Origin of the sequence: Ottowia oryzae, assembly GCF_003008535.1 — a bacterium.
GTDB classification, from domain to species: domain Bacteria; phylum Pseudomonadota; class Gammaproteobacteria; order Burkholderiales; family Burkholderiaceae_C; genus Ottowia; species Ottowia oryzae.
Genome location: NZ_CP027666.1, coordinates 3854861 through 3880951, shown reverse-complemented (window position 1 = coordinate 3880951; position 26091 = coordinate 3854861). Strand labels below are relative to the sequence as shown.

The 26091-nt window shown below is 66.9% G+C and carries 24 protein-coding genes and 1 pseudogene; 22 read left to right on the top strand and 3 right to left on the bottom strand.

The window, feature by feature from the left end; all coding sequences use genetic code 11:
- Positions 1–151: 151 nt before the first annotated feature.
- From C6570_RS17775 to C6570_RS17765, 3 genes are read left to right on the top strand one after another with little or no spacing between them, the layout of a single operon-like run.
- A complete protein-coding gene (locus C6570_RS17775) occupies positions 152–4930 on the top strand; it encodes a glutamate synthase-related protein (protein WP_106704795.1) in 4779 nt (1592 codons plus the stop codon).
- 8 nt (positions 4931–4938) lie between these two features.
- The gene (locus tag C6570_RS17770) at positions 4939–5577 is read left to right on the top strand and encodes a glutathione S-transferase family protein (RefSeq protein ID WP_106704406.1); all 639 of its coding nucleotides are present in this window, start codon (positions 4939–4941) and stop codon (positions 5575–5577) included.
- 57 nt (positions 5578–5634) lie between these two features.
- Positions 5635–7116 carry a glutamate synthase subunit beta gene (locus C6570_RS17765; RefSeq protein ID WP_106704405.1) on the top strand — a complete coding sequence of 494 codons (1482 nt, stop codon included), beginning with the start codon at positions 5635–5637 and terminating at the stop codon, positions 7114–7116.
- 90 nt (positions 7117–7206) lie between these two features.
- Here C6570_RS17765 and C6570_RS18050 read toward each other — a convergent pair whose 3' ends face one another.
- Entirely contained in the window at positions 7207–7398 is a 192-nt protein-coding gene (locus tag C6570_RS18050) for a hypothetical protein (protein WP_123812298.1), read from the bottom strand.
- On the opposite strand from C6570_RS18050, the gene C6570_RS17760 reads away from it, so the two are divergent.
- The 11 genes and pseudogenes from C6570_RS17760 to hisG all read left to right on the top strand — a co-directional run bounded on the left by C6570_RS17760 (position 7397) and on the right by hisG (position 15936).
- On the top strand, positions 7397–8221 hold the full coding sequence (locus tag C6570_RS17760; protein WP_106704404.1) for an ABC transporter ATP-binding protein: 825 nt from the start codon (positions 7397–7399) through the stop codon (positions 8219–8221). The genes C6570_RS18050 and C6570_RS17760 overlap by 2 nt on opposite strands.
- Entirely contained in the window at positions 8218–9000 is a 783-nt protein-coding gene (mlaE, locus tag C6570_RS17755; protein ID WP_106704403.1) for a lipid asymmetry maintenance ABC transporter permease subunit MlaE, read from the top strand. The genes C6570_RS17760 and mlaE overlap by 4 nt, the downstream gene beginning before the upstream one ends.
- A gap of 18 nt (positions 9001–9018) precedes the next feature.
- Complete coding sequence (mlaD, locus tag C6570_RS17750; RefSeq protein ID WP_106704402.1) at positions 9019–9513, top strand: outer membrane lipid asymmetry maintenance protein MlaD; 495 nt, start codon at positions 9019–9021, stop codon at positions 9511–9513.
- Between the two features lie 94 nt (positions 9514–9607).
- Positions 9608–10330: pseudogene (locus tag C6570_RS18465) on the top strand (MlaA family lipoprotein); the annotation flags it as partial.
- A gap of 404 nt (positions 10331–10734) precedes the next feature.
- Entirely contained in the window at positions 10735–11394 is a 660-nt protein-coding gene (locus tag C6570_RS17740; RefSeq protein WP_211297618.1) for an MlaC/ttg2D family ABC transporter substrate-binding protein, read from the top strand.
- Between the two features lie 35 nt (positions 11395–11429).
- Complete coding sequence (locus tag C6570_RS17735) at positions 11430–11726, top strand: STAS domain-containing protein (RefSeq protein WP_106704400.1); 297 nt, start codon at positions 11430–11432, stop codon at positions 11724–11726.
- Between the two features lie 76 nt (positions 11727–11802).
- Positions 11803–12759 carry an ABC transporter ATP-binding protein gene (locus tag C6570_RS17730; protein WP_106704399.1) on the top strand — a complete coding sequence of 319 codons (957 nt, stop codon included), beginning with the start codon at positions 11803–11805 and terminating at the stop codon, positions 12757–12759.
- A gap of 101 nt (positions 12760–12860) precedes the next feature.
- Positions 12861–13601, top strand: coding sequence for an ABC transporter permease (locus C6570_RS17725; protein WP_245896520.1), 741 nt, complete (start codon positions 12861–12863; stop codon positions 13599–13601).
- Positions 13602–13630: 29 nt separating this feature from the next.
- Positions 13631–13876 carry a BolA family protein gene (locus C6570_RS17720; RefSeq protein WP_106704397.1) on the top strand — a complete coding sequence of 82 codons (246 nt, stop codon included), beginning with the start codon at positions 13631–13633 and terminating at the stop codon, positions 13874–13876.
- A 79-nt stretch (positions 13877–13955) separates the two neighbouring features.
- The gene (gene murA / locus C6570_RS17715) at positions 13956–15260 is read left to right on the top strand and encodes a UDP-N-acetylglucosamine 1-carboxyvinyltransferase (RefSeq protein ID WP_106704396.1); all 1305 of its coding nucleotides are present in this window, start codon (positions 13956–13958) and stop codon (positions 15258–15260) included.
- 28 nt (positions 15261–15288) lie between these two features.
- Positions 15289–15936 (top strand): ATP phosphoribosyltransferase, encoded by a 648-nt coding sequence (gene hisG / locus C6570_RS17710; protein ID WP_106704395.1) that lies wholly within the window; start codon positions 15289–15291, stop codon positions 15934–15936.
- 265 nt (positions 15937–16201) lie between these two features.
- On the opposite strand, the gene C6570_RS17705 is transcribed toward hisG, so the two are convergent.
- A complete protein-coding gene (locus tag C6570_RS17705; RefSeq protein ID WP_123812297.1) occupies positions 16202–16927 on the bottom strand; it encodes a hypothetical protein in 726 nt (241 codons plus the stop codon).
- Positions 16928–17102: 175 nt separating this feature from the next.
- Between C6570_RS17705 and hisD the strand changes: the two genes are divergently transcribed.
- Together hisD and C6570_RS17695 are read left to right on the top strand one after the other, a co-directional pair.
- Entirely contained in the window at positions 17103–18473 is a 1371-nt protein-coding gene (gene hisD, locus C6570_RS17700; RefSeq protein ID WP_106704393.1) for a histidinol dehydrogenase, read from the top strand.
- 129 nt (positions 18474–18602) lie between these two features.
- Positions 18603–19775, top strand: a complete 1173-nt coding sequence (locus C6570_RS17695; RefSeq protein ID WP_106704392.1) for an NAD(P)/FAD-dependent oxidoreductase — start codon at positions 18603–18605, stop codon at positions 19773–19775.
- A gap of 235 nt (positions 19776–20010) precedes the next feature.
- On the opposite strand, the gene C6570_RS17690 is transcribed toward C6570_RS17695, so the two are convergent.
- Complete coding sequence (locus C6570_RS17690; protein ID WP_106704391.1) at positions 20011–20373, bottom strand: hypothetical protein; 363 nt, start codon at positions 20371–20373, stop codon at positions 20011–20013.
- A 538-nt stretch (positions 20374–20911) separates the two neighbouring features.
- Between C6570_RS17690 and C6570_RS17685 the strand changes: the two genes are divergently transcribed.
- The 6 genes from C6570_RS17685 (at position 20912) to hisF (ending at position 26089) form a co-directional block, all read left to right on the top strand.
- Complete coding sequence (locus C6570_RS17685; protein ID WP_164675561.1) at positions 20912–21781, top strand: helix-turn-helix transcriptional regulator; 870 nt, start codon at positions 20912–20914, stop codon at positions 21779–21781.
- A gap of 162 nt (positions 21782–21943) precedes the next feature.
- Positions 21944–23077 (top strand): histidinol-phosphate transaminase, encoded by a 1134-nt coding sequence (gene hisC, locus C6570_RS17680; protein ID WP_106704389.1) that lies wholly within the window; start codon positions 21944–21946, stop codon positions 23075–23077.
- Entirely contained in the window at positions 23074–23697 is a 624-nt protein-coding gene (gene hisB, locus C6570_RS17675; protein ID WP_106704388.1) for an imidazoleglycerol-phosphate dehydratase HisB, read from the top strand. Before hisC ends, hisB begins: the two co-directional genes overlap by 4 nt.
- Positions 23698–23761: 64 nt before the next feature.
- Positions 23762–24433 carry an imidazole glycerol phosphate synthase subunit HisH gene (gene hisH / locus C6570_RS17670; RefSeq protein ID WP_106704387.1) on the top strand — a complete coding sequence of 224 codons (672 nt, stop codon included), beginning with the start codon at positions 23762–23764 and terminating at the stop codon, positions 24431–24433.
- A 100-nt stretch (positions 24434–24533) separates the two neighbouring features.
- Positions 24534–25274 (top strand): 1-(5-phosphoribosyl)-5-[(5-phosphoribosylamino)methylideneamino]imidazole-4-carboxamide isomerase, encoded by a 741-nt coding sequence (hisA, locus tag C6570_RS17665; protein WP_106704386.1) that lies wholly within the window; start codon positions 24534–24536, stop codon positions 25272–25274.
- Between the two features lie 35 nt (positions 25275–25309).
- Positions 25310–26089 (top strand): imidazole glycerol phosphate synthase subunit HisF, encoded by a 780-nt coding sequence (gene hisF / locus C6570_RS17660; protein WP_106704385.1) that lies wholly within the window; start codon positions 25310–25312, stop codon positions 26087–26089.
- Positions 26090–26091 lie beyond the last annotated feature (2 nt).

The following is a 26091-nucleotide window of genomic DNA, read 5'->3' as shown; positions in this document are numbered from 1 at the left end:
CAGCTATCAAATATGATGTGTCCCCAATATCAAATCCGCAGAAATATTGCTGGTTTTAATGATGATCTGACCCCATTAAAAAGTGCTTGGCACGCTTGCTGCACTGCACTATGCTTGCCATCCCCCGATGAATTGCACGATGGAGCGCGTCATGACTACGCCTGCCGAAAAAGAACACCTGAAGCACGCCGGCCTGTACGACCCGGCGCATGAGCACGACGCCTGCGGCGTTGGCTTTGTGGCGCACATCAAGGGCGAGAAAAGCCACGCCATCGTCACCAACGCGCTCAAGATCCTCGAAAACCTGGACCACCGCGGCGCCGTGGGCGCAGACCCGCTGATGGGCGACGGCGCCGGCATCCTGATCCAGATGCCCGACGCGCTGTACCGCGAAGAAATGGCCAAGCAGGGCGTGAACCTGCCGCCGCCCGGCGAATACGGCGTGGGCATGATCTTCCTGCCCAAAGAGCACGCCAGCCGCCTGGCCTGCGAAGAAGAGATGGAGCGCGCCATCCGCGCCGAAGGCCAGGTGCTGCTGGGCTGGCGCGACGTGCCGGTCAACCGCGACATGCCCATGTCGCCGCTGGTGCGCGCCAAAGAGCCGATCATCCGCCAGGTGTTCATCGGCCGCGGCACCGACGTGATCGTGCAGGACGCGCTGGAGCGCAAGCTGTACGTGATCCGCAAGACCGCCAGCGCCGCCATCCAGCGCCTGAAGCTGAAGTACAGCAAGGAATACTACGTTCCAAGCATGAGCAGCCGCACGGTGATCTACAAGGGGCTGCTGCTGGCCGACCAGGTGGGTACCTACTACCGCGACCTGGAGGACGAGCGTTGCGTGTCGGCCCTGGGCCTGGTGCACCAGCGCTTTTCCACCAACACCTTCCCCGAATGGCCGCTGGCGCACCCGTACCGCTACGTGGCACACAACGGCGAGATCAACACCGTCAAGGGCAACTACAACTGGATGCGCGCCCGCGAAGGCGTGATGAGCTCGCCCGTGCTGGGCGCCGACCTGACCAAGCTGTACCCCATCAGCTTCCCCGACCAATCCGACACCGCCACGTTCGACAACTGCATCGAGCTGCTGACGATGGCGGGCTACCCGCTGGCGCAGGCGGCCATGATGATGATCCCCGAGCCGTGGGAGCAGCACACCACCATGGACGAGCGCCGCAAGGCGTTCTATGAATACCACGCCTCCATGCTGGAGCCGTGGGACGGCCCGGCGTCGATCGTCTTCACCGACGGCCGCCAGATCGGCGCCACGCTGGACCGCAACGGCCTGCGCCCCAGCCGCTACTGCATCACCGACGACGACATCGTCATCATGGGCTCGGAATCCGGCGTGCTGCCGGTGCCTGAGCACAAGATCGTCAAGAAATGGCGCCTGCAGCCCGGCAAGATGTTCCTGATCGATCTGGAACAGGGCCGCATGATCGACGACGAGGAGGTCAAGGCCAGCCTGGCCAATGCCAAGCCCTACAAGCGCTGGATCGAAGATCTGCGCATCCGCCTGGACGACGTCGAGCAGCCCGTGGCGGGCGACGACGCGAAAGAAGTGCCCATCGCCGAAACCGAGCCCCAGGCCGCTGGCGTGGAAACCACCGCCCCCGCCGTGCTCGATCTGCAACAGGCTTTCGGCTACACGCAGGAAGACATCAAGTTTCTGATGAGCCCGATGGCCGCCAACGGCGAAGAGGGCATCGGCTCGATGGGCAACGACAGCCCGCTGGCCGTGCTGTCCGACAAGAACAAGCCGCTGTACAGCTACTTCAAGCAGCTGTTCGCGCAGGTGACCAACCCGCCGATCGACCCGATCCGCGAAGCCATCGTGATGAGCCTGGTCAGCTTCATCGGCCCCAAGCCGAACTTGCTGGACATCAACCAGGTCAACCCGCCGCTGCGCCTGGAAGTCAGCCAGCCGATCCTGGACGCGGCCGACATGGTTAAGCTGCGCCAGATCAAGCGCCACACGCAGGGCAAGTTCAGCTCGGCCGTGCTGGACATCACCTACCCGCTGGCCTGGGGCCCCGAAGGCGTGGAAGCGCGCTTGGCCAGCCTGTGCGCGCAGGCCGTGGACGCCATCAAGGGCGGGCACAACATCCTGATCCTGAGCGACCGCAGCGTCGGCCCCGACAACGTCGCCATCCCGGCGCTGCTGGCGTTGTCCAGCGTGCACCAGCACCTGATCCGCGAAGGCCTGCGCACCAGCGCCGGCCTGGTGGTGGAAACGGGCAGCGCCCGCGAAGTGCACCACTTCGCCGTGCTGGCGGGCTACGGCGCCGAGGCCGTGCACCCCTGGCTGGCCATGGAAACGCTGGCGGCCATGCACAAGGACCTGCCGGGCGAGCTGAGTGGCGACAAGGCCATCACCAACTACGTCAAGGCGATCGGCAAGGGCCTGTCCAAGATCATGTCCAAGATGGGCGTGAGCACCTACATGAGCTACTGCGGTGCGCAGCTGTTCGAGGCCATCGGCATCAACACCGCCACCATCGCCAAGTACTTCACCGGCACCGCCAGCCGCGTGGAAGGCATCGGCGTGTTCGAGATCGCGGAGGAGTCCTTCCGCCGCCATCGCGCCGCCTTCAGCGACGACCCGGTGCTGGCCGGCATGCTGGATGCGGGTGGTGAATACGCTTGGCGCACCCGCGGCGAAGAGCACATGTGGACGCCCGACGCCATCGCCAAGCTGCAGCACAGCACGCGCGCCAACAGCTTCAACACCTACAAGGAATACGCGCAGCTGATCAACGACCAGAGCCGCCGCCACATGACGCTGCGCGGCCTGTTCGAGTTCAAGGTCGACCCGGCCAAGGCCATTCCGCTGGACGAGGTGGAGCCTGCTGCCGAGATCGTCAAGCGCTTTGCCACCGGCGCCATGTCGCTGGGCTCGATCAGCACCGAGGCGCACGCCACGCTGGCCGTGGCCATGAACCGCATCGGCGGCAAGAGCAACACCGGCGAAGGCGGCGAAGACCCGGCGCGCTACCGCAATGAGCTCAAGGGCATCCCGATCAAGCAGGGTGAAACGCTCAAATCGATCATCGGCGACGACGTGGTCGAGGTGGACCTGCCGCTGCAGGCGGGCGATTCGCTGCGCTCGCGCATCAAGCAGGTGGCGTCGGGCCGCTTTGGCGTGACGGCCGAGTACCTGACCAGCTCTGACCAGATCCAGATCAAGATGGCCCAGGGCGCCAAGCCGGGCGAGGGCGGCCAGCTGCCCGGCGGCAAGGTGTCCGAGTACATCGGCAAGCAGCGCTATTCGGTGCCCGGCGTGGGCCTGATCAGCCCGCCGCCGCACCACGACATCTATTCCATCGAGGATCTGGCGCAGCTGATCCACGACCTGAAAAACGTGGCGCCGCACAGCGATATCAGCGTCAAGCTGGTGTCTGAAGTGGGCGTGGGCACCATCGCCGCAGGCGTGGCCAAGTGCAAGAGCGACCACGTGGTGATCGCCGGGCACGACGGCGGCACGGGCGCATCACCCTGGTCGTCCATCAAGCACGCGGGCAGCCCGTGGGAAATCGGTTTGGCCGAAACGCAGCAGACGCTGGTGCTCAACCGCCTGCGCGGGCGCATCCGCGTGCAGGCCGACGGCCAGATGAAGACTGGCCGCGACGTCGCCATCGGCGCGCTGCTGGGCGCCGACGAATTCGGCTTTGCCACCGCGCCGCTGGTGGTCGAAGGCTGCATCATGATGCGCAAATGCCACCTGAACACCTGCCCGGTGGGCGTGGCCACGCAAGACCCGGTGCTGCGCAAGAAGTTCACCGGCCGTCCTGAGCACGTGGTGAACTACTTCTTCTTCGTCGCCGAAGAAGTGCGCCAGATCATGGCGCAGCTGGGCATCCGCCAGTTCGACGACCTGATCGGCCGCAGCGACCTGCTCGACATGAAGCAGGGTCTCGAGCACTGGAAGGCGCGCGGCCTCGATTTCAGCCGCCTGTTCGCCCAGCCGAACGTGCCGGACGATGTGCCGCGCTTTCACGTGGCGAAACAGGACCACGGCCTGGCCAAGGCACTGGACGTGCGCCTGATCGAGAAAGCCCGCCCCGCCATTGAAAAGGGCGAGGCCGTCAAGATCATGGACACGGCGCGCAACGTGAACCGCTCGGTCGGCGCCATGCTGTCCGGCGCGGTGACCAAGGCGCACGCCGAAGGCCTGCCGGACGACACCATCCGCATCCAGCTCGAAGGCACCGGCGGCCAGAGCTTTGGCGCCTTCCTGTGCAAGGGCATTACGCTGTTCCTGATCGGCGAAGCCAACGACTACACCGGCAAGGGCTTGTCGGGCGGCCGCATCGCCATCCGCCCCAGCCTGGACTTCCGCGGCGCCGCGCACGACAACATCATCGTCGGCAACACGGTGATGTACGGCGCCACCACCGGTGAAGCCTTCTTCAGCGGCGTGGCGGGCGAACGCTTTGCCGTGCGCCTGTCGGGCGCCACCACGGTGGTGGAAGGCACGGGCGACCACGGCTGCGAATACATGACCGGTGGCACCGTCGTGGTGCTGGGCAAGACCGGCCGCAACTTCGCCGCGGGCATGAGCGGCGGCGTGGCCTACGTGTACGACGAAGACGGCCAGTTCGCCAAGCGCTGCAACCTGTCGATGGTCACCCTGGAAAAAGTGGTGCCTTTTGCCGAGCAGCGCGCTGCGGGCGACGTGGGTATCTGGCACCGCGGGCAGACCGACGAAGAGCAGCTGCGCAAGCTGCTGGACGACCACCTGCGCTGGACAGGCAGCCGCCGCGCCCGCGAACTGCTCGACAACTGGGCCGCCTCGCGCGAGAAGTTCGTCAAGGTGCTGCCGACCGAGTACAAGCGCGCGCTGGGCGAGATTCATGCCAAGAAACAGGCTGCGGCGCAGGCTGCACCAGCGCAAGGCGCTTCTAAAAACGTAGCGGTTGCTGCGAAGTAAGGCGCCTGATGGAACTGGTTGGCATGCTCGACTCGCCGTACGTGCGGCGCGTGGCGGTTTCACTGGGCCTGATGGGGCTGCCGTTTCAACTGCGGCCCCTGTCGGTGTTCAGCACGTTCGATCAGTTTCGTGCCATCAACCCGGTGGTGAAGGCGCCTACGCTGATCACCGATGGCGGCGCGGTGCTGATGGATTCGAGCCTCATCCTGGACTACGCCGAGCAGTTGCCCGGCAAGCGCCGCAGCCTGATGCCCGCTGATCTGGACGAGCGAGTGCGCGTGCTGCGCGTCACCGGGTTCGCCCTGGCCGCGTGCGAAAAGGCCGTTCAGCTGGTGTACGAGCGCAAGCTGCGGCCTGCAGACAAGCAGCATGCGCCTTGGCTGCAGCGCGTTCAGACCCAGTTGCACGCCGCCTGCGAAGCGCTGGAGGCCGAACTGGTGGCCGCGCCGCTGCCCAGCGCGGAAGAAACGATGGACCAGGCCGGCGTCAGCGCCGCGGTAGCCTGGCTGTTCATTCAAAAGGCGCTTCAGCCGGGCGACGTGCCCGCCGAACGCCTGCCAGGGCTGGCCGCCCATTCGGCCCGCGCCGAAGCCTTGCCCGCCTTTGTCAGTGCGCCCTTTGACTCCAGCGGCTGGAAGCCGCTCTGAGTGCCAGCGCACCGCCAAGACCCACGAGAACCAGCAAAAAGAAACTGAGAGCACCCTATGGGAAAAGTCACCGGCTTCATGGAGTTTGACCGCATCGAAGAGGGCTACGCGCCCGTGGCCGAGCGGCTGAAGAACTACAAGGAATTCGTCATCGCGCTGGAAGACACGCAGGCACGCCAGCAGGGCGCGCGCTGCATGGACTGCGGCACGCCGTTCTGCAACAGCGGCTGCCCCGTGAACAACATCATTCCGGATTTCAACGATCTGGTGTACCGCGACGACTGGAAGAACGCCTTCGCGGTGCTGAACTCGACCAACAACTTCCCCGAGTTCACCGGCCGCATCTGCCCCGCCCCGTGCGAGGCCGCCTGCGTGCTGAACATCAACGACGACCCCATCGGCATCAAGTCGATCGAGCACGCCATCATCGACCGCGCCTGGAAGGAAGGCTGGGTCAAGCCCGAGCTGCCGCCCGTCAAGACCGGCAAGCGCGTCGCCGTGGTGGGCGCTGGCCCCGCAGGCATGGCCGCCGCGCAGCAACTGGCGCGCGCCGGGCACGACGTGACGCTGTTTGAAAAGAACGACCGCGTGGGCGGCCTGCTGCGCTACGGCATTCCCGACTTCAAGTTGGACAAAGAGCACATCGACCGCCGCGTGGAGCAGATGCAGGCCGAGGGCGTCACCATCCGCACCGGCGTGCTGATTGGCGCCATGCCCACCGAAGGCCCGGGCGCCAAGGTGACCAACCTCGCCACCGAAGTCATTCCGGCCGACAAGCTGACGGCCGACTTTGACGCCGTGCTGCTCACCGGCGGGGCCGAGCAATCGCGCGACCTGCCCGTGCCGGGGCGCGACTTGTCGGGCGTGCACTTCGCCATGGAACTGCTTCCGCAGCAAAACCGCGCCAACGCGGGCGACAAGGTCAAGGACGCTATCAGTGCCAAGGGCAAGCACGTCATCGTGATCGGCGGCGGCGACACCGGCAGCGACTGCGTGGGCACCAGCAACCGCCACGGCGCCAAGAGCGTCACGCAGTTCGAGGTGATGCCCATGCCGCCCGAGCAGGAAGACAAGCCGCTGACCTGGCCGTACTGGCCGATCAAGCTGCGGACCAGTTCCAGCCACGAAGAAGGTGCCACGCGCGAATTCGCCATCTCCACCAAGGAATTCGTGGGCGACGGCAAGAGCGGCAAGGTCAAGGCGCTGAAGACGGTGCAGATCGAATTCAAAGACGGCAAGCTGACCGAAGTGGCGGGCACCGAAAAAGAATGGCCCGCCGACCTGGTGCTGCTGGCCATGGGCTTTACCAACCCGCTGGCTTCCGTGCTGGACGCGTTCGGCATCGACAAAGACGTGCGCGGCAACGCCAAGGCCACCACCGAGGCGGCGGGCGGCTACCAGACCAGCGCCAACAAGGTGTTTGCCGCTGGCGACATGCGCCGCGGCCAAAGCCTGGTGGTGTGGGCCATCCGCGAAGGGCGGCAAGCGGCGCGCGCGGTGGATGAGTTCCTGATGGGCGCCTCCATCCTGCCGCGCTGAGTTCGGCCCGGGCAGCGGGGTATGGCGGCGGCGCATCGGCCTTGGGGTTTCAGGGCCATGCCGTCCGGCCAAGCCTACGTACGCAGAGATTCAGAATAAAAAATGCCGCCAGCGCTTGTGTGATAAGCGCTGGCGGCTATCAAAAATATAGTAGACCCGTGAATGAATCGTTGCGCCGCGCCCGGTCTTGCGCCCATCGCTGGGGCCTGTCCGGCGGGCAACGCGCGGAATCGCTATCATCTCTGCAGCCGGTGACTCGCCGGCTTTTTTGTTGTCCAGCATGACCGCCCCCGCCCCGCCACCGCCCGCCTTGGTAGAGCTGCGCCACGTCACCTTCGGGTACGACGAGCGCCCGGTGCTGCGCGATTTGTCGCTCACGGTGCCGCGCGGCCGGGTCACGGTGCTGATGGGCGCCTCGGGTGGCGGCAAGACCACCGTGCTGCGCCTGATCGGCGGCCAGCAGCGCGCCAACGCCGGCGCGGTGCTGGTGGACGGGCAGGACGTAGGCGCCATGGACGAGGCGCGCCTGTACGCCGCGCGCCGCCGCATGGGCATGCTGTTCCAGTTTGGTGCGCTGTTCACCGACCTTTCGGTGTTCGACAACGTGGCCTTTCCGCTGCGCGAGCACACCACGCTGACCGAGCCATTGGTGCGCGACATCGTGTTGATGAAGCTGGACGCGGTGGGCCTGCGCGGCGCGCGCGACCTGATGCCCTCCCAGGTGTCGGGCGGCATGGCGCGGCGCGTGGCGCTGGCCCGCGCCATCGCGTTGGACCCGGAGCTGGTCATGTACGACGAGCCCTTCGCGGGGTTGGATCCGATTTCGCTGGAAACATCAGCGCGGCTGATCCGCCAGCTCAACGATGCGCTGGGCATCACCAGCATCGTGGTGTCGCACGACGTGGCCGAAACCTTCCGCATCGCCGACAAGGTCATCATCCTGGCCGATGGGCAAGTGGCCGCGCAGGGTACGCCCGATGAAGTGCGCGCCAGCACCAACCCGCTGGTGCGGCAGTTCATTGGCGAAGACACGGATGGCCCGGTGCGCTTTCACTATCCGGGGCCCACGGTCGAGCAGGATTTTGGCGTGGAGCAGGCGCGATGAGCTGGTGGCGCCCGTCCGATTTGGGTTTTGCCGTGCGCAGCGGCCTGGCCGACATGGGCTATGCGGCGCGCTTTCTGGCGCGGCTGGTGGCGCTGTTCGGTCCGACGATGCGGCGCTTTTCGCTGGTGCGCGAGCAAATCCATTTCCTGGGCAACTACTCGCTGGCCATCATCGGCGTGTCTGGCCTGTTCGTGGGCTTTGTGCTGGCGCTGCAGGGCTACAACATCTTGCAGCGCTACGGCTCGGCGGAGGCCGTGGGGCTGATGGTGGCGCTTTCGTTGCTGCGCGAATTGGGCCCGGTTGTGACGGCGCTGCTGTTTGCGGGGCGCGCTGGCACGTCGCTCACGGCGGAAATCGGGCTGATGAAGGCGGGTGAGCAGCTGTCCGCCATGGAGATGATGGCGGTCGACCCGATTCAGCGCATCATCGCGCCGCGTTTCTGGGGGGGCGCCATCGTGGTGCCGCTGCTGACGGCGGTCTTTAACGCCGTGGGCATTTTGGGTGGCTGGGTCGTCAGCGTGCTGATGATCGGCGTAGATCCGGGCGCCTTCTGGAGCCAGATGCAGGGCGGCGTCGATGTCTGGGCCGACCTGGGCAACGGCGTGCTCAAAAGTGTGGTGTTCGGGGTGACGGTGACCTTTGTCGCCCTGCTGCAAGGTTATGTGGCCAAACCCACGGCCGACGGGGTGGCGCGCGCCACCACGCGCACCGTGGTGATGGCTTCGCTGATGGTGCTGGGGCTGGATTTCCTGCTCACGGCCATGATGTTCAGTTTTTGACGGGAAGGGGCGCGCACTGTGGGACGCTCGAAAAACGATCTTTGGGTAGGCCTGTTCGTGCTGATCGGGCTGGGCGCGCTGGTGTTTTTGGCGCTTCAATCAGCGAACCTGCTGTCGCTGAGCTTTCAGCCCACCTACCGCGTAACGGCCAATTTCGACAACATCGGCGGGCTGAAACCGAAGGCCGCAGTGCGCAGCGCGGGCGTGGTGGTGGGCCGCGTTGCCGGCATCGGCTTTGACGATCAGCGGTATCAGGCGCGCGTCTCGCTCGATCTGGACAGCCGCTACCACTTTCCCAAGGACAGCTCGCTCAAGATCCTGACCAGCGGCCTGCTGGGCGAGCAGTACATCGGCGTAGAGCCCGGCGCCGACGATAAAAATCTGGCCAGCGGTGATAATGTCACCCAAACCCAGTCTGCCGTGGTGCTGGAAAACCTGATCAGCCAGTTTCTCTACAACAGCGCGGCCGGCAATTCGCCCGCTGGTGGCAAAGGCGCCAGCGCCGACAAATAACAAGAATCGCCCCACAGGAACGGCCGCCGGCCAAGCGCGTGATCTGCCCCGCGTTGGCAGCAGGCCGTGGCGGTTCGACACAACAGAGTATCTGATGACTGAGCGAACAGCGCTTACGTGCAGGCCCTTGCGGCTGGCGGCTGCCGCGGCCATGATGGCGCTGGCGGCGGGCTGCGCCACGGTGCCCGGCGAGCAGCGCGACCCCCGCGATCCGTGGGAGCCCTACAACCGGTCGATGACCAAATTCAACGACGCGGTGGACGACGCGGTGCTCAAGCCCGTGGCCACGGCGTACCGCGACGTGCTGCCACAGCCCGTGCGCACCGGCGTCAGCAACTTCTTCGGCAACCTGAGTGACGCCTGGTCTTTCGTGAACAACGTGCTTCAGGGCAAGCCCGAGGGTTCGTTGCATTCGTTCTGGCGCGTGGTGATCAACTCCACCGTCGGGCTGGGCGGCGTGCTGGACCCCGCCACGGAAATGCGCCTGGAGCGCCGCCGCGAAGACTTCGGCCAGACGCTGGGCCGCTGGGGCGTGCCTCCCGGGCCCTACTTCGTCATCCCGCTGCTCGGCCCTTCCACCGTGCGCGACACCGCGGCGCTGCCGGTCGACATCTATGGCAATCCCCTGGGCCAGATGCACGACGTGGCCTGGCGCAATTCGCTGGCGGCACTGCAAGTGGTCAACACCCGCGCCACGGTGCTGAATGCCATCGACCTGCTCGACGCCGCGGCGCTGGACCCGTACACCTTCACGCGCGATGCCTACCTGCAAAAGCGCCTGAACGACGTCTACGACGGCAACCCGCCCGTGGACGAAGAGCGCTACGACCTGGACGAGGCCGATCCCGCCGCGCAGCCGCCGGCTGGCGCCACGCCGGGTGCCGCGCCCGCCAAGCGGCCAAACCGCCGCAGCCCGCGCCGCGTTCAACCAGCGCCGACCTCCGAAGCGCCGTCGCAGACGCCAGTCGCTGAGGCGGCGGTGGGCGAGCCCGTTGCGACCGCCGCTCAAGATGCAGGCACGACGGTGGCCGCGCCCAGTGCTGCGGAAGCCACGGCGCCGATGGTCACCGCCGTCGCGCCAGCGCCAGCGGAGCCCATTCACTGAGGTCGCGCTCAATCTCTCCATCCGGACAATCTGTAACAGGCCAATGGAACCCCTCGCCCATGGGGTGGTCTGATGCACGGGAGGGCGCAGTGCGCCCGGCACTATAGGAATTCACCATGATCGCAAGTTATCGCCGCACTGTCGTGAAGACGCTCGCCCTGGCCGCCACGGCTGCGTGCATGGCCGGCGCCGCGCCTTGGGCGTTCGCGGCCGACGAGGCACCCGACGCCATGATCCAGCGCCTGTCGGACGACGTGCTGGCCACCATCCGCAACGACAAGACGCTGCAAAGCGGCGACGTGAACCGCGTGATGGCGGTGGTCGACAGCAAGGTGATGCCGAACGTCAACTTCACCCGCATGACTGCGTCGGCCACCGGCCCCATGTGGCGCAAGGCCACGCCCGACCAGCGCCAGCGGCTGCAAACTGAGTTCAAGAGCCTGCTGGTGCGCACGTACGCCGGTGCGCTCAAGCAGGTCAGCGATCAAACCGTTGAGGTCAAACCCATGCGTTCGGCGCCGGGCGACAAGGAAGTGGTGGTTCGCACGCTGGTCAAGGGCAAGGGCGACCCGGTGCAACTGGACTACCGCATGGAGCAAACGCCCGGGCAGGGCAGCGGCTGGAAGATCTACGACCTGAATGTGCTGGGCGTCTGGCTGGTCGACAACTACCGCCCGCAGTTTGCGCAGCAGCTGAATGCAGGCGGCGTGGACGCGCTGATCAAGTCGCTGTCCGAGCGCAACCAGGCGAACGCCGCCAAGGGCAACGGCGGCTGAGGCCGCGCGTTCTGTTCAGGAGCTTTCCCGTGGCCATGCTCGTGCTTCCTGCGGAGTTGACGCACAGCCAGGCCAATACCTGCCTGGGCATGCTGCGCGAGGCCGTGCGCGCGGCGCGCGCCGAGCAGGTTCTGGTCGATGCCAGCGCGCTGACGCGCTTCGATTCCTCCGCTCTGGCTGTCTTGCTGGAATGCCGCCGCGATGCCTTGCACGACGGCAAGCCGTTTGCGGTGCGCGGCTTGCCGGCGCGTCTCAAGGAGCTGGCGCAGGTCTACGGCGTGCGCGAGTTGCTGAACGAACTGCCCGAGCCCGCCAGCCCTGTCGCCGCCTGATGGTGCGCCCTGGCCAAGGGCATCTGGCAGGCGGCCGGGCCAAAATCGCTTGAAATCGTAGAATGGCGGGTTGCCTATGCCTGCCGTATCTTTTCAGTCCGTCTCCAAGGTCTACCCGGCCTCCGGGCGCCCCGGCGCTCGCCCACTTCAGGCGCTCGACCACGTCAGCTTCGATATCGAAGAAGGCGAGTTCTTTGGCCTGCTGGGGCCCAACGGCGCGGGCAAGACCACGTTGATTTCGATCCTGGCGGGGCTGGCGCGCACCACCTCCGGCAGCGTGAAAGTGCATGGCCACGACGTGCAGGCCGAGTTCATCGAGGCGCGCAGGCATTTGGGCGTTGTCCCGCAAGAGTTGGTGTTCGACCCGTTTTTCACGGTGCGCGAAGCTCTGGTTTTTCAGTCGGGCTACTTCGGCCTGTACGACAACGGCGCCTGGATCGACGAGCTACTGGACGGCCTGGGCCTGGCCGACAAGGCCAAGGCCAATATGCGCCAGCTGTCGGGCGGCATGAAACGGCGCGTGCTGGTGGCGCAAGCGCTGGTGCACCGCCCCCCGGTGATCGTGCTGGACGAGCCGACCGCCGGCGTGGACGTAGAACTGCGCCAGACGCTGTGGCATTTCGTGGGCGATTTGAACCGCAAGGGCCACACCGTATTGCTGACCACCCACTACCTTGAAGAGGCCGAGGCGCTCTGTTCACGCCTGGCCATGCTCAAGCAAGGCAAGGTGATTGCGCTGGAGCGCACCAGCACCCTGCTGAGCAACGCGACTTCCAACATCCTGCATTTCAAGACCGACGACGAGCTGCCCCCGGCGCTGGCCGCGCTGGCGCGCGTGACGGGGCGCATCGTTCAGCTGCCCGCCAACGACACGGCTGAAATCGAGCGCCACCTGGCCGCACTGCGCGAAGCCGGCGTGCGGGTGGAAGACGTCGAGATCCGCAAGGCCGATCTGGAAGACGTGTTCATCGCGTTGATGAACGGCAGCGCCCCCGCGCAAAAAGCGCCGCCCGCGCTGGAGGCCGCGCCATGAGAGAGCCGCAGGCCATGGCGCCCACGCCGCCCACCCCCACGCCCCGCCACCCCGCTGCGCCCCACCTGCGCGCGCTGCCGGCCGCCAACGATGGCTGGAAGATGCTGCTGAAAAAGGAAGTGCTGCGCTTTTGGCGCGTGGCCTTCCAGACCATCGCCGCGCCGGTGCTGACGGCGGTGCTCTACCTGATGATCTTCGGCCACGTGCTGCAGGGTCGGGTGGAGGTGTACCCCGGTGTCAGCTACGTGGCTTTTCTGGTGCCTGGCCTGGTGATGATGAGCATGCTGCAGAACGCGTTTGCCAACAGCGCGTCGAGCCTGGTGCAAAGCAAGATCATGGGCAACCTGGTCTTCACGCTGCTGGCGCCGCTGACGGCGTGGAACTGGTTCGTGGCCTACGTGGGAGCGGCCATCATCCGTGGCCTGCTGGTGGGCCTGGGCGTGTACGTGATCACGCTGTTCTATGCGCCGCCGCAGGCCGTCGCGCCGCTGTGGATATTCGCCTTCGCGCTGCTGGGCTCCGGCCTGATGGGCGTGCTGGGTCTGCTGGCCGGGCTGTGGGCCGACAAGTTTGACCAGATGGCGGTGTTCCAGAACTTCATCGTCATGCCCATGACCTTTCTGGCGGGCGTGTTCTATTCAATCCATTCGCTGCCCACTGTGTGGCAGACGCTCAGCCACCTCAACCCGTTCTTCTACATGATCGACGGGTTCCGCTATGGGTTCTTTGGCGTCAGCGACGTGTCGCCCTGGCTCAGCCTGGCGATTGCGGGCGGCGCCTTCCTGGCGGTGTCTGCCCTCACGCTGCACCTGCTGCGCACCGGCTACAAGCTGCGCAACTGAACCCCGCTTTCACCCACCGCGCCGCCGACATGACCGCCGACCAGCTCAAATCCCTCATCGCCGCAGGCCTGGCCTGCGACCATATCGACCTGGAGGGCGACGGCCGTCACTGGTTCGCGACCATCGTTTCCGCAGAATTCGCTGGCATGCGCCCCATCGCGCGCCACCAGCGCGTGTACGCCACGCTGGGCGAACGCATGAAGACCGACGAAGTGCACGCGCTGTCGATGAAAACCTTCACCCCGGCCGAATGGTCCGCCCGCGGCGCTGGCTGAATACTATCAATACAATAGCTGCTGGCGCTGGTGCCACCTGCGCCAGCGGCTTGTTTGACTTAGAAAACGTCCCCACACCATGGACAAACTCCTCATCCGCGGCGGCCGCCCCCTGAACGGTGAAGTGCTGATTTCGGGCGCCAAGAACGCCGCATTGCCCGAGATGTGTGCCACGCTGCTCACCGACGAGTTGGTCATGCTGACCAACGTGCCGCGCCTGCACGACGTGCGCACCATGCGCAAGCTGCTGGACAACATGGGCGTTCAGACTGAGACCCACGGCGAGCGCGGCGGCATGAGCTTTCACGCAGCCGACCCCATCACACCCGAGGCGCCCTACGAGCTGGTCAAGACCATGCGCGCGTCGGTGCTGGCGCTGGGCCCGCTGCTGGCGCGCTTTGGCCGCGCGCGCGTGTCGCTGCCCGGCGGCTGCGCCATCGGTTCGCGCCCGGTGGATCAGCACATCAAGGGCCTGCAGGCTATGGGTGCCGACATCGTGGTGGAGCACGGCTACATGGTCGCCAGCCTGCCCGACGGGCAAACGCGGCTGAAGGGCGCGCGCATCACGACCGACATGGTGACCGTGACCGGCACCGAGAACTTCCTCATGGCCGCCTGCCTGGCCGAGGGCGAGACCATCCTCGAAAACGCCGCGCAAGAGCCCGAGATCACTGATCTGGCCGAGATGCTGATCAAGATGGGCGCGCAGATCGAAGGGCACGGCACCAGCCGCATCCGCATCCAGGGCGTAGAGCGCCTGCACGGCTGCACGCACGAAGTGGTGGCCGATCGCATCGAGGCAGGCACCTTCCTGTGTGCCGTGGCCGCCACGGGCGGCGAAGCGACTTTGCAGCACGCCTGCGCGCACCACCTTGATTCAGTGATCGAAAAGCTGCGCGAAGCGGGCGCCGAGGTGACGGCCATGGGCGGCCCCGACTGCGAGAGCGGCCCCCGGTCGCACGCCATCCACATCCGCAGCGCGGGCGCCAAGGCGCTGAAAGCGCAGAGCTTTCGCACCATCGAGTACCCTGGCTTTCCTACCGACATGCAGGCGCAGTTCATGGCGCTGAATTGCGTGGCCGGCGGCGCCAGCAGGGTGACCGAGACGATTTTTGAGAACCGCTTCATGCACGTGAACGAACTGGTGCGCCTGGGCGCGCAAATTCACGTGGACGGGCGCGCCGCCATGATCGACGGCGGCGCACAGCTGTCGGGCGCCACCGTGATGGCGACCGACCTGCGCGCCTCGGCCGGCCTGGTCATTGCCGGCCTGGTGGCCGAGGGTGAAACCCTGGTCGACCGCATCTACCACCTGGACCGTGGCTACGACCAGATGGAAGAAAAGCTGCGCGGCATGGGCGCGGACATCGAAAGGGTTTCATGAGCACCCCGATTGCACCGGAGACGCTGTCGTGATCACACTGGCGCTCTCCAAAGGCCGCATCTTCGACGAAACCCTGCCGCTGCTGGCCGCCGCAGGCATCGAAGTGCTGGAAGACCCCGAAAAGTCGCGCAAGCTGATCCTGCCGACCAACCAGCCCCACGTGCGCGTGGTGCTGGTGCGTGCGACCGACGTGCCCACCTACGTGGAGTACGGCGGCGCAGACATCGGCGTGACCGGCAAGGACGTGCTGCTGGAGCACGGCGGCGCAGGCCTGTACCAGCCGCTGGACCTGCAGATCGCCAAGTGCCACATGGCCGTGGCGGCGCCCACGGGTTTCGACTATGCGCGCGCCATCCGCCAGGGCAGCCGCATCACCGTGGCCACCAAGTACACGCACATCGCGCGGCAGTTCTTTGCCGAAAAAGGCGTGCACGTCGACCTGATCAAGCTGTACGGCAGCATGGAACTGGCCCCGCTGACCGGCATGGCCGACGCCATCGTCGACTTGGTCAGCACCGGCAAGACGCTGAAGGCCAATGACCTGGTCGAGGTGGAGCACATCATGGACATCAGCTCGCAACTGGTGGTGAACCAGGCTGCGCTGAAGCTCAAGACAGCGCCCATCCGCCGCATCATTGATGCCTTCACCCAGGCTACGCCCGCCGCTGCGGCGTAGCGTTCGATCGTTCAGCATCGCCTGAGGGGTCTTGCTGCGCGCTGGGCGCGTGCCATGCCGCGATGTACAGAACCGCATGGCCGTCGGCCGATTCGAAATAGGCCATTCCATTCTCGCCGGTGCGCCGAAGCGTCCAGTCCTCGGGCAAAGACGCGCGCCGGTTTGCGCCAGTGTGGGTGGAAAGTGCCACGGTGGGTGGGATTGTTGCGGTTGGTCTGGCTGACACCACCTTGGGGTTGGCGCTTGCGCGGCCTTTCGGGTGTGCTTAGCCTTCTTTGAAAAAATCGATTTCGCGGCCTGTGTAGCCGTCGCGCACGTACTCGACCCAGCTGTCGAACTGCAACGGGCACCGAAAGCGCGGGTCGTTCGGCGTCCGGTAGCGCGCCAGCACCAGCGCTTCGAGGTCCTTGACCAGCGCGCGCCGCTGAGTACCGAGCAACGGCGACATCAGTACCACGCGCCGTGCCGACAACATCGGCTGGCTCCCTAGGCTGGACGGCGCCAGGTCCAGACCCCAGCGCCACTCAGATCGCCCTTGCATGATCGTTTGACCGAGCAACGTGGCCAGATCCAATACCACGCTAAAGATCGCGTCAGGGCCCTCGCGCTCGCTTTGCGCCCAATACGCATCGTCGTTGTGTTGCGGCAGATACGGGTGGGTGGGCCAGCTGGCACGAGTCCAATCGATCAGGCGCGCGGTCAGGTCGAGCGCGTCTTCCAGTGAATCCATGGCGTTGTCGTCCAGCTCGCATCCCGTCTGCGCGCACAGCAAGCGCAAGGCGGCAAGTCGCTCATGCAAAGTCCGGTTGAACCAGTCGAGGTTCTGCTGGGCTTGCTCGATGCTGAGGCTGGCACCCAAGCCGCGATGGGGTGGCACGTGCGCGGGATAGTTGCGCAGCGCTAGGGCGAAGCTTGCTTGCCGATCTTGCGGTGTGAGCAAATCGGCAGAGGCCGGTTTTCGAGACAGCCAGCTCTTCAATTGATCCATCATGGCGGTTTGGCGGTTTGGCGGGTTTTAGTTTTACTGCATCGAAGGCCCGAGCGCGCCGCTCGGGCGCCGATGAACCACCTATGCGCTTCTCGAGCCGGTGAGACAATGGCGCAAGCCGTTCCCGTCAGCGGCGCCCCTGTTTCGACCCCCAGTCCGCAGTTCCGCTGCCTGCCCCATGACCCTGTCTGCCGCACCCCTACGCTTGTCCACCGCCGATGCGGATTTCGAAGCTCAGTTCGCCGCGCGCCTGCACTGGAGCGCGGAGCAGGACGACGCGATCGAGCAGCGCGTGAAGGCCATCCTGGCGGACGTGCGCCAGCGCGGCGACGCCGCGGTGCTGGAGTACACCGCCCGCTTTGATGGGCTGCAGGCAGACAGCATGGCCGCGTTGGAGTTGAGCGCCGATGAGCTGAAAGCGGCCTTCGACGGCCTGCCTGCCGAGCAGCGCGACGCACTGGAACAGGCCGCCGCGCGCATCCGCCGCTACCACGTTTGGCAGAAAACGCAGGGCGGCGAAACCGCCACCTACCGCGATGCCGACGGCACGCTGCTGGGCCAAAAGGTTACGCCGCTGGATCGCGTGGGCATCTACGTGCCGGGCGGCAAGGCCGCGTACCCATCCAGCTTGCTGATGAACGCCATTCCCGCTCAAGTGGCGGGCGTGGCCGAAATCATCATGGTGGTGCCAACCCCGGTGCGTGGCAGTGTTGCCACGGGCGGCGACGGCGGCGCGGGGGCTGCCACTCGTGGCGAGCGCAACGAGCTGGTGCTGGCCGCCGCGCACGTCGCGGGCGTGACCCGCGCCTTCACCCTGGGCGGCGCGCAGGCCATTGGCGCGCTGGCCTATGGCACGGCCACCGTGCCCAAGGTCGACAAGATCACCGGCCCCGGCAACGCCTACGTGGCCAGCGCCAAGAAGCATGTATTCGGCACCGTGGGCATCGACATGATCGCCGGGCCTTCTGAGATTCTGGTGCTGGCCGACGGCAGCACGCGCCCCGACTGGGTGGCGATGGATCTGTTCAGCCAGGCCGAGCACGACGAGCTGGCGCAAAGCATTCTGCTGTGCCCCGACGCGGCTTACATCGACGCCGTGCAGCGCGAAATCGACCGCTTGCTGCCTGGCATGCCGCGCGCCGAGATCATCGCCAAAAGCCTGAACGGCCGCGGCGCGCTGATCCATACCCGCAGCATGGAAGAGGCTTGCGCCATCAGCAACCGCATCGCACCCGAACACCTGGAAGTCAGCAGCACCGACCCGCACCGCTGGGAGCCGCTGCTCAAGCACGCGGGCGCCATCTTCCTGGGCGCCTACACCAGCGAAGCGCTGGGCGACTACTGCGCCGGCCCCAACCACGTGCTGCCCACCAGCGGCACGGCGCGATTCTCAGGCCCGTTGTCGGTCTACGACTTTCAAAAACGCAGCAGTCTGATCGAAGTCAGCCAACAAGGCGCCCAGCAACTGGGCCGCATCGCGAGCGTGCTGGCCCACGGTGAGGGGCTGCAGGCGCACGCGGGTGCGGCAGAGATGCGGCTCGTCGACTAAGCACGGGCCAGTCCATCCTTGAGCGGGTTGCGCGGATAGAGCGCGCCCTGCGGTGGTCGGCGAGCCGGGTGCATCCGGTTTACGCCGCACCATCGCTACCATCGCGCTCATCGCCCCCAACGCCCCAGCATGAACGCCACCCCTCACATCGTCATCATCGGCGGCGGCGCGGTGGGCAGCGCGGTGGCGGCTGGCCTGACCTTGCCTGCGCGGCAGGCGGCGTTTGCCTGCCGCGTGACGGTGCTTGAGCGCGACCCCAGCTACGCGCGCGCGTCGTCGGCGCTGTCGGCCTCATCCATCCGGCAGCAGTTTTCCACCGCCGTCAACATCGCCATCTCGGCCTACGGCATCGAGGTGCTGCGCGCGATGCCCGGCATCGGCTTGCACGAGGGCGGCTACCTGTACCTGGCCACCCCGGCCGGCGAAGCGGCGCTGCGCGACAACCACGCGCTGCAGCGCGCCCATGGGGTGGACGTGGCGCTGCTCACGCCCGAGCAGCTCCGGCAGCGCTTCGGGTGGTTGAGTACCGATGGCCTGGCGCAGGGTTCGCTGGGGTTGTCGGGCGAAGGCTGGTTCGACGGCTACAGCCTGCTGCAGGCCTTTCGCGCTCAGGCGCGGGCGCAGGGCGCGCGCTACGTGCAGGCCGAGGCGTTGGGGTTTGATAGCAAAAACAACGGCCAGCGCACGACCATTCAGCGCGTGCAGCTATCGAATCAAGAGCATCTGGATGCGGACATCGTGGTCAACGCCGCTGGTCCGTGGGCGCGCCACGTGGCCGCATGGGCCGGTATTGATCTGCCCGTGGCGGCGCGGCGGCGCACGGTGTTTCACGTCAGTTGCCCGAAGCCGCTGCCCACCTGCCCACTGCTGATCGACCCGTCGGGCATCTGGCTGCGGCCCGAAGGCAGTGGCTTTCTTATCGGCCTTGCGCCGCCAGAGGGCGAAGATGCGGACGATCTGCCGCTGGACCAGCCCGACTTGGCCGCGTTTGAAGCCATCGTCTGGCCCACGCTGGCCGCGCGCATCCCCGCCTTCGAGGCGCTGCGCCTGCAGCGCGCCTGGGCGGGTTACTACGAGATGAACACGTTCGACCACAACGCCATCGTCGGCCTGCACCCCACCTGCGCCAACCTGGTGTTTGCCAACGGCTTTTCTGGCCACGGGCTGCAGCAGGCGCCGGCTGTCGGGCGGGGCGTGGCTGAGTTGATTGCCACCGGCGGCTACCAGACGCTGGATCTGTCGCCGCTGGGCTGGGCGCGTGTGCTGCAAGGCCAGCCGCTGCTGGAGCGCAACGTGATCTGATGCCGCCCAAACCGGCGGTAGGGCAGGCGTGCGCCATGGCGGCGTGACATGGCGAATGAGGCGGCTAAAGGGCTGCCAGCGCAGGCGCAACCAGCGCTGGCAGCTATGATTTTTGACAAGGCTGCTTTCCTCGCGGGGCGGTCGGATATGGCTGCATGGACGAAGCCGCAGGCGCTAGCGATGCGCCCTTCCACGCGAACTGGGCCACAGCCCGCCACGTCAGCGGCGCGCTTCGCTACCGGAACCACAGAATCACCGCCGTCGTCAGGCCGCAGGCGGCGGCGTTGGCCAGGCTCACGCCGATGGCTTTGTCCATGCGTTGGCCGTTGTGCTCGTACAGCCACGCGGCCATGGTCAGGTTGGCGCCCACCCAGGTCAGCCAGGTCCACAGCGAGTGTTGGCGCGAGTCGCGCGTCTGCAAAATGGCCCACACCGTGGGCATGTAGGCGGCCAGGCGTGCGCCGGTCAGCAGCAGGAAAGCCCAGGTCAGCACCCGCAGATACCAACGGCGCCACGGCCAGTTGCGCCGGGCCGTGGTGGGGCCGCTGGGGGCGATGGGTGCGCCCAGGTCGGCTGTGTCTGCATGGGTGGGGGGCATGGTGCGGCGCGGACCAGGTGGATCAGGCATCGGCCCCGGGCCAGCGCCGCACGCGGGCCAGTGGCTGGCGTGGCCCTCCGGCGGTATCGGCGGGGGTGGCCCGCCTGCGCGGCGGCTGGGCCCGCCCAACCGCCCGCGCACAGCGATGTGAGTGGTGCCCCACTGCGCGGCAAGCGGTGCAGGGGCGGGCGATGGCGGGGGCAGGGCAGGTCATTTCGGGCCAGAGGTTAGGCATTCGCCGCCCGCCGGTCTTGGACTGGCGCGAAGCCGGTGCGGACTGGTGCGAACTGCCATATGGCCTAGGGCGCCTGCTGCAGGCGCGGTAGATGGCGCGCCTGAAAATAAGTCCGAAAGAAATCCAAACTTATGCCAAGATGCGGCCGATCAACGCACGGTGCGAGGATGTATGGCAAGCACACAGGCAGGCGCTGACCTCGGCGCGACGCCCGCAGGGGCGGCGTTGACGCGGTGGCTGAAAACGCCCCTCATTCGAGACCCCCGGACGCTGTCGCGCTTTCAGCAGCGGTTCAGCGAATTCATGGGCGGCATCGTGGTCGAGCCGCTGTATGGCCAGCCCATGGCGGTGGCGGGCAGCTTGACCAGCGTGGACGACATGGTCATCAGCATCGGCCACACCACGCCCACGCGCTGCGTGCACCCGGCCGCGCGCGGGCTGGACGACACGCTGATCCTGATGGGCGCGGCGCAGGGCGATTGCGAAATGGCGGGGCGGGGCACATCGCTGACCCTGGCGGCTGGCGATGTGCTGCTGGACAGCACCGCGCGCGCCCGCGCGTTTCTGGCGCACACGCCCGCGCGCTTGTGTATGGTCACGCTCAACCGGCGTCGGCTGCAGGCCATGGGCGTGGATGTGGATGCCGCGTTGCTGCGCCCGGTGCGCGCCAACCCCGCCACGCAGCTGCTGATGAACTACGCCGCCTGGGTGCGCGACCAGGGCCCGCTGGCCAGCCCGGAGCTGCGCAGTGCCACCACGCTGCACATGCACGACCTGGCCGCTCTCGTAGCCGGCGGCGCGCGCGAGGTGGCGCAACTGGCGCAGCGCCGGGGCGGGCGCGCCGCGCGGCTGCTGGGCGTCAAACAAGACATCCAGGCGCATTGCGCCGATGCGGCCCTTACCGTGGGCGACGTTGCGCGTCGCCAGCGCATGAGCACGCGCTACCTGCAAATGCTGCTGGAGGGCGAGGGCAGCAGCTTCACCGCGCTGGTGCTCGAATACCGCCTGACGCTGGCGCATCGGCTGCTGTGCGACCCGCGCCTGGCCCCGTGCGGCATCAGCGGCATCGCGCTGGACGCGGGTTTTGGCGACCTGTCGTACTTCAACCGGTGTTTTCGCCGTCGCTACGGGCAGACCCCTTCCGACGTGCGGGCGCAGGCGCGGGCGCATTGATCGGCGCGCGCGGCGTGCTGCGTGCCCCGCTGGCGCCCGCGCCCGGTTGTCAGCCCAGGCGCCGCCCATGGCCCGCGCCGCCGTGTGAATAGGGCGCGTGAACTGGGCGCGTGGCCTACCATACGGCCCTTCGCCGCTTTCACCCGCCTTTCGCGCCCCGTCATGACCGCTGCCGATTCCCTGCGCCCCAGCCCGCTGGCCCGCATCCGCCCGGATGTGCAGGCCATGCACGCCTACGCCGTTCAGGACGCGGCGGGCCTGGTCAAGCTGGACGCCATGGAAAACCCCCATACCCTGCCGCCCGCGCTGCGCGCCGTGCTGGGCCAGCGCCTGGGCGAAGTGGCCGTCAACCGCTACCCCGGCCCCAATGTCGACCAGCTCAAGCGCGCCCTGCACGACTATGCGCAACCGCCAGAGGGCTGGTCGCTGATGCTGGGCAACGGCTCGGACGAGCTGATCAGCCTGCTGGCCATGGCGTGCGACGTGCCCGGCGCCACCGTCATGGCGCCCGTGCCCGGCTTCGTGATGTACGCCTTCAGCGCGCAGCTGCAGGGCCTGGGCTTTCATGGCGTGCCGCTCACGCCCGATTTCGAGCTGGACGAGCCCGCCATGCTGGCCGCCATCGCGCAGCACCGCCCGGCCATTCTGTACCTGGCCTACCCCAACAACCCCACCGGCACGCTGTGGAACGCCGACGCCATCGCGCGGCTGATCGACGCGCAGGGCGCGCAAGGCGGGCTGGTGGTGATGGACGAGGCCTACCAGCCCTTCGCCGCTGCCAGCTGGATCGACCGCGCGCGCGCCGAGCCGGCGCGCCACGCGCACGTGCTGATCATGCGCACGCTGAGCAAGTTCGGCCTGGCTGGCGTGCGCCTGGGCTATCTGCTGGGCGACGCCGCCCTGGTGGCGCAAATCGACAAGGTGCGCCCGCCCTACAACGTCAGCGTGCTGAACGCCGAATGCGCCCTGTTTGCGCTGGAAAATGAAGCGGTCTTTGCCGCGCAGGCGCAGGATATACGGGCACAGCGTGCTTCACTTTTTGAAGCGCTGGCCCAACTGCCCGGCGTGCACGCCTACCCCAGCGAGGGCAACATGATCCTGGTGCGCATCACCGCCCAGGGCGGCCGCGCCGACGACCAGGCCGCCGCCCGCGTGTGGGATGGCATGAAGGCGCGCGGCGTGCTGATCAAGAACGTTTCTAAAATGCACCCCATGCTGGCCAATTGCCTGCGCCTGACAGTCGGCACGGCCGCCGAAAACGCGCAGCAGATCGCCGCCCTGCAGGCCTCCCTATGAACGCCCCCATCTCCATCGCCTCCGCGCACGAGCCGCGCACCGCCGAAGTCTCGCGCGACACGGCCGAAACGCAGATCACCGTCAGCGTCAACCTGGACGGCCACGGCCAGTCTGAGTTGAGCACCGGCATCGGCTTTTTCGACCACATGCTCGAGCAGATCGCCCGGCACGGCCTGATCGACCTGAAGGTGCGCGCCAAGGGCGACCTGCACATCGACGGCCACCACACGGTGGAAGACGTGGGCATCACGCTGGGCCAGGCAGTGCGCAAGGCCGTGGGCGACAAGCGCGGCATCACCCGCTACGGCCACAGCTACGTGCCGCTGGACGAGGCGCTGTCGCGCGTGGTGATCGACTTCTCGGGCCGCCCCGGCCTGGTGCTGGACGCGCATTTCACCAGCGGCATGGTGGGCGCGTTCGACACGCAGCTGGTCTACGAATTCTTCCAGGGCTTTGCCAACCACGCGCTGGTGTCGCTGCACATCGACAACCTGAAGGGCATCAACGCCCACCACCAGGTTGAAACGATCTTCAAGGCCTTTGGCCGTGCGCTGCGCATGGCCCTGGAGCGCGATGCGCGCGCCGCAGGGCAGATCCCGTCCACCAAGGGCACGCTGTAGGCCAGCACCCTGCGTTTTCAAGCCAAATCGGGCGCCAGCGCCCGTCCCTACAGCGCCAGCAGCTATGAATTCAGTAGTTAAGCAGACCGTGGCCGTGGTCGACTACGGCATGGGCAACCTGCGCTCGGTGGCGCAGGCGGTGATCCACGCCACCACCGACACGCACGTCAACGCCGTCATCACCGCCGACCCGCAGGTGGTGCGCAGCGCCCACCGCGTGGTGCTGCCGGGCCAGGGCGCCATGGCCGACTGCATGCGCGAGCTGCGCGAATCCGGCCTGCTGGAATCCGTGCTGGAAGCCGCCGCCACCAAGCCGCTGTTTGGCGTGTGCGTAGGCATGCAGATGCTGCTGGACCACAGCGCCGAAGGCCGCAGCGCCGCCGGCACGCCCGGCCTGGGCCTGATCGCGGGCAACGTGCTCAAGTTCGACCTGGCCGGCCAGCACGCGCCCGATGGCAGCCGCTACAAGGTGCCGCAAATGGGCTGGAACCGCGTCCACCAGACGCGCCCGCACCCCGTGTGGGGCAACGTGCCCGACGGGCAGTGGTTCTACTTCGTGCACAGCTTCTACGCGCGCCCGCAGGATGCGGCGCACAGCGTCGGGGAAACCGATTACGGCCAACGCTTTACCTCGGCAGTGGCACGCGATAATATTTTTGCGACCCAGTTCCATCCCGAAAAAAGCGCGGACCAGGGCCTGGCGCTGTACCGCAACTTCCTGCACTGGAACCCCTGAGCGCGCGGCCCGTTCCGCCCCTTAGTCCGCTATTTGTTTGATAGCTTCTGGCGCCCAGCCAGCCTGCGCCAACAGCGTTTTTCTTTACTCATCTCAGATCATGCTGCTCATCCCCGCCATCGACCTCAAAGACGGCCAGTGCGTGCGCCTGAAGCAGGGCGACATGGACCAGGCCACCGTATTCAGCGAAGACCCGGCCGCCATGGCCGCGCGCTGGCTGGCCGCGGGCGCGCGCCGCCTGCACCTGGTCGATCTGAACGGTGCCTTCGCCGGCAAGCCGCAGAACCTTGCCGCCATCAAGGCCATCCTGAAGGAAGTGGGCGAAGACATTCCGGTGCAGCTGGGCGGCGGCATCCGCGACCTGGACACGATCGAGAAATACATCGACGCGGGCATGCGCTACGTGATCATCGGCACGGCGGCGGTCAAAAACCCCGGCTTTCTGAAAGACGCCTGCACCGCGTTCGGCGGCCACATCATCGTGGGGCTGGACGCCAAGGACGGCAAGGTGGCCACCGACGGCTGGAGCAAGCTGACCGGCCATGAAGTGGCCGATCTGGCCAAGAAATTCGAAGACTGGGGTGTGGAAAGCATCATCTACACCGACATCGGCCGCGACGGCATGCTGAGCGGCGTGAACATCGACGCCACCGTCAAGCTGGCGCAGGCGCTGTCGATCCCGGTCATCGCCTCGGGCGGCCTGTCCAGCATGGCCGACATCGACGCGCTGTGCGCGGTGGAAAGCGAGGGCGTCGAAGGCGTCATCGCCGGGCGCGCCATCTATTCGGGCGACCTGGATTTCGCCGCCGCCCAGGCCCGCGCAGACGAGCTGGCGGCCTGATCGGCCCCAATCCAGCCAGACGAACCAACCCGCTCATGCTTGCCAAACGCATCATCCCCTGCCTGGACGTGACCGGTGGCCGCGTCGTGAAGGGCGTCAACTTTGTCGAACTGCGCGATGCGGGCGACCCGGTGGAAATCGCCGCGCGCTACAACGAGCAGGGCGCCGATGAGCTGACGTTTTTGGACATCACCGCCACCAGCGACGGGCGCGACTTGATCCTGCACATCATCGAGGCCGTGGCTTCGCAGGTGTTCATCCCCCTCACGGTGGGCGGCGGCGTGCGCACGGTGGACGACGTGCGGCGCCTGCTGAACGCGGGGGCGGACAAGACCAGCTTCAACTCGGCCGCCATTGCCGACCCGCAGGTCATCCGAGATGCCTCGGCCAAGTACGGCGCGCAATGCATCGTGGTGGCTATCGACGCCAAGCGCCGCGTGGGCGACGAAGTGGCGCGGCGTGGCGAAGGCTGGGACGTGTACAGCCACGGCGGTCGCAAGAACACCGGGCTGGACGCCGTGGCCTGGGCCACGCAGATGGCCGAGCACGGCGCGGGCGAAATCCTGCTGACCAGCATGGACAAGGACGGCACCAAGAGCGGCTTTGACCTGGCGCTGACCCGCGCCGTGGCCGAAGCGGTGCCCGTGCCCGTGATCGCGTCCGGCGGCGTGGGCAACCTGGACCACCTGGCCGACGGCGTGCAGCAGGGCCTGGCCGACGCGGTACTGGCCGCCAGCATCTTTCATTACGGTGAATTCACCGTGGGCCAGGCCAAGCAGCGCATGGCCGAGCGCGGCATTCCTGTGCGCCTTTGAGG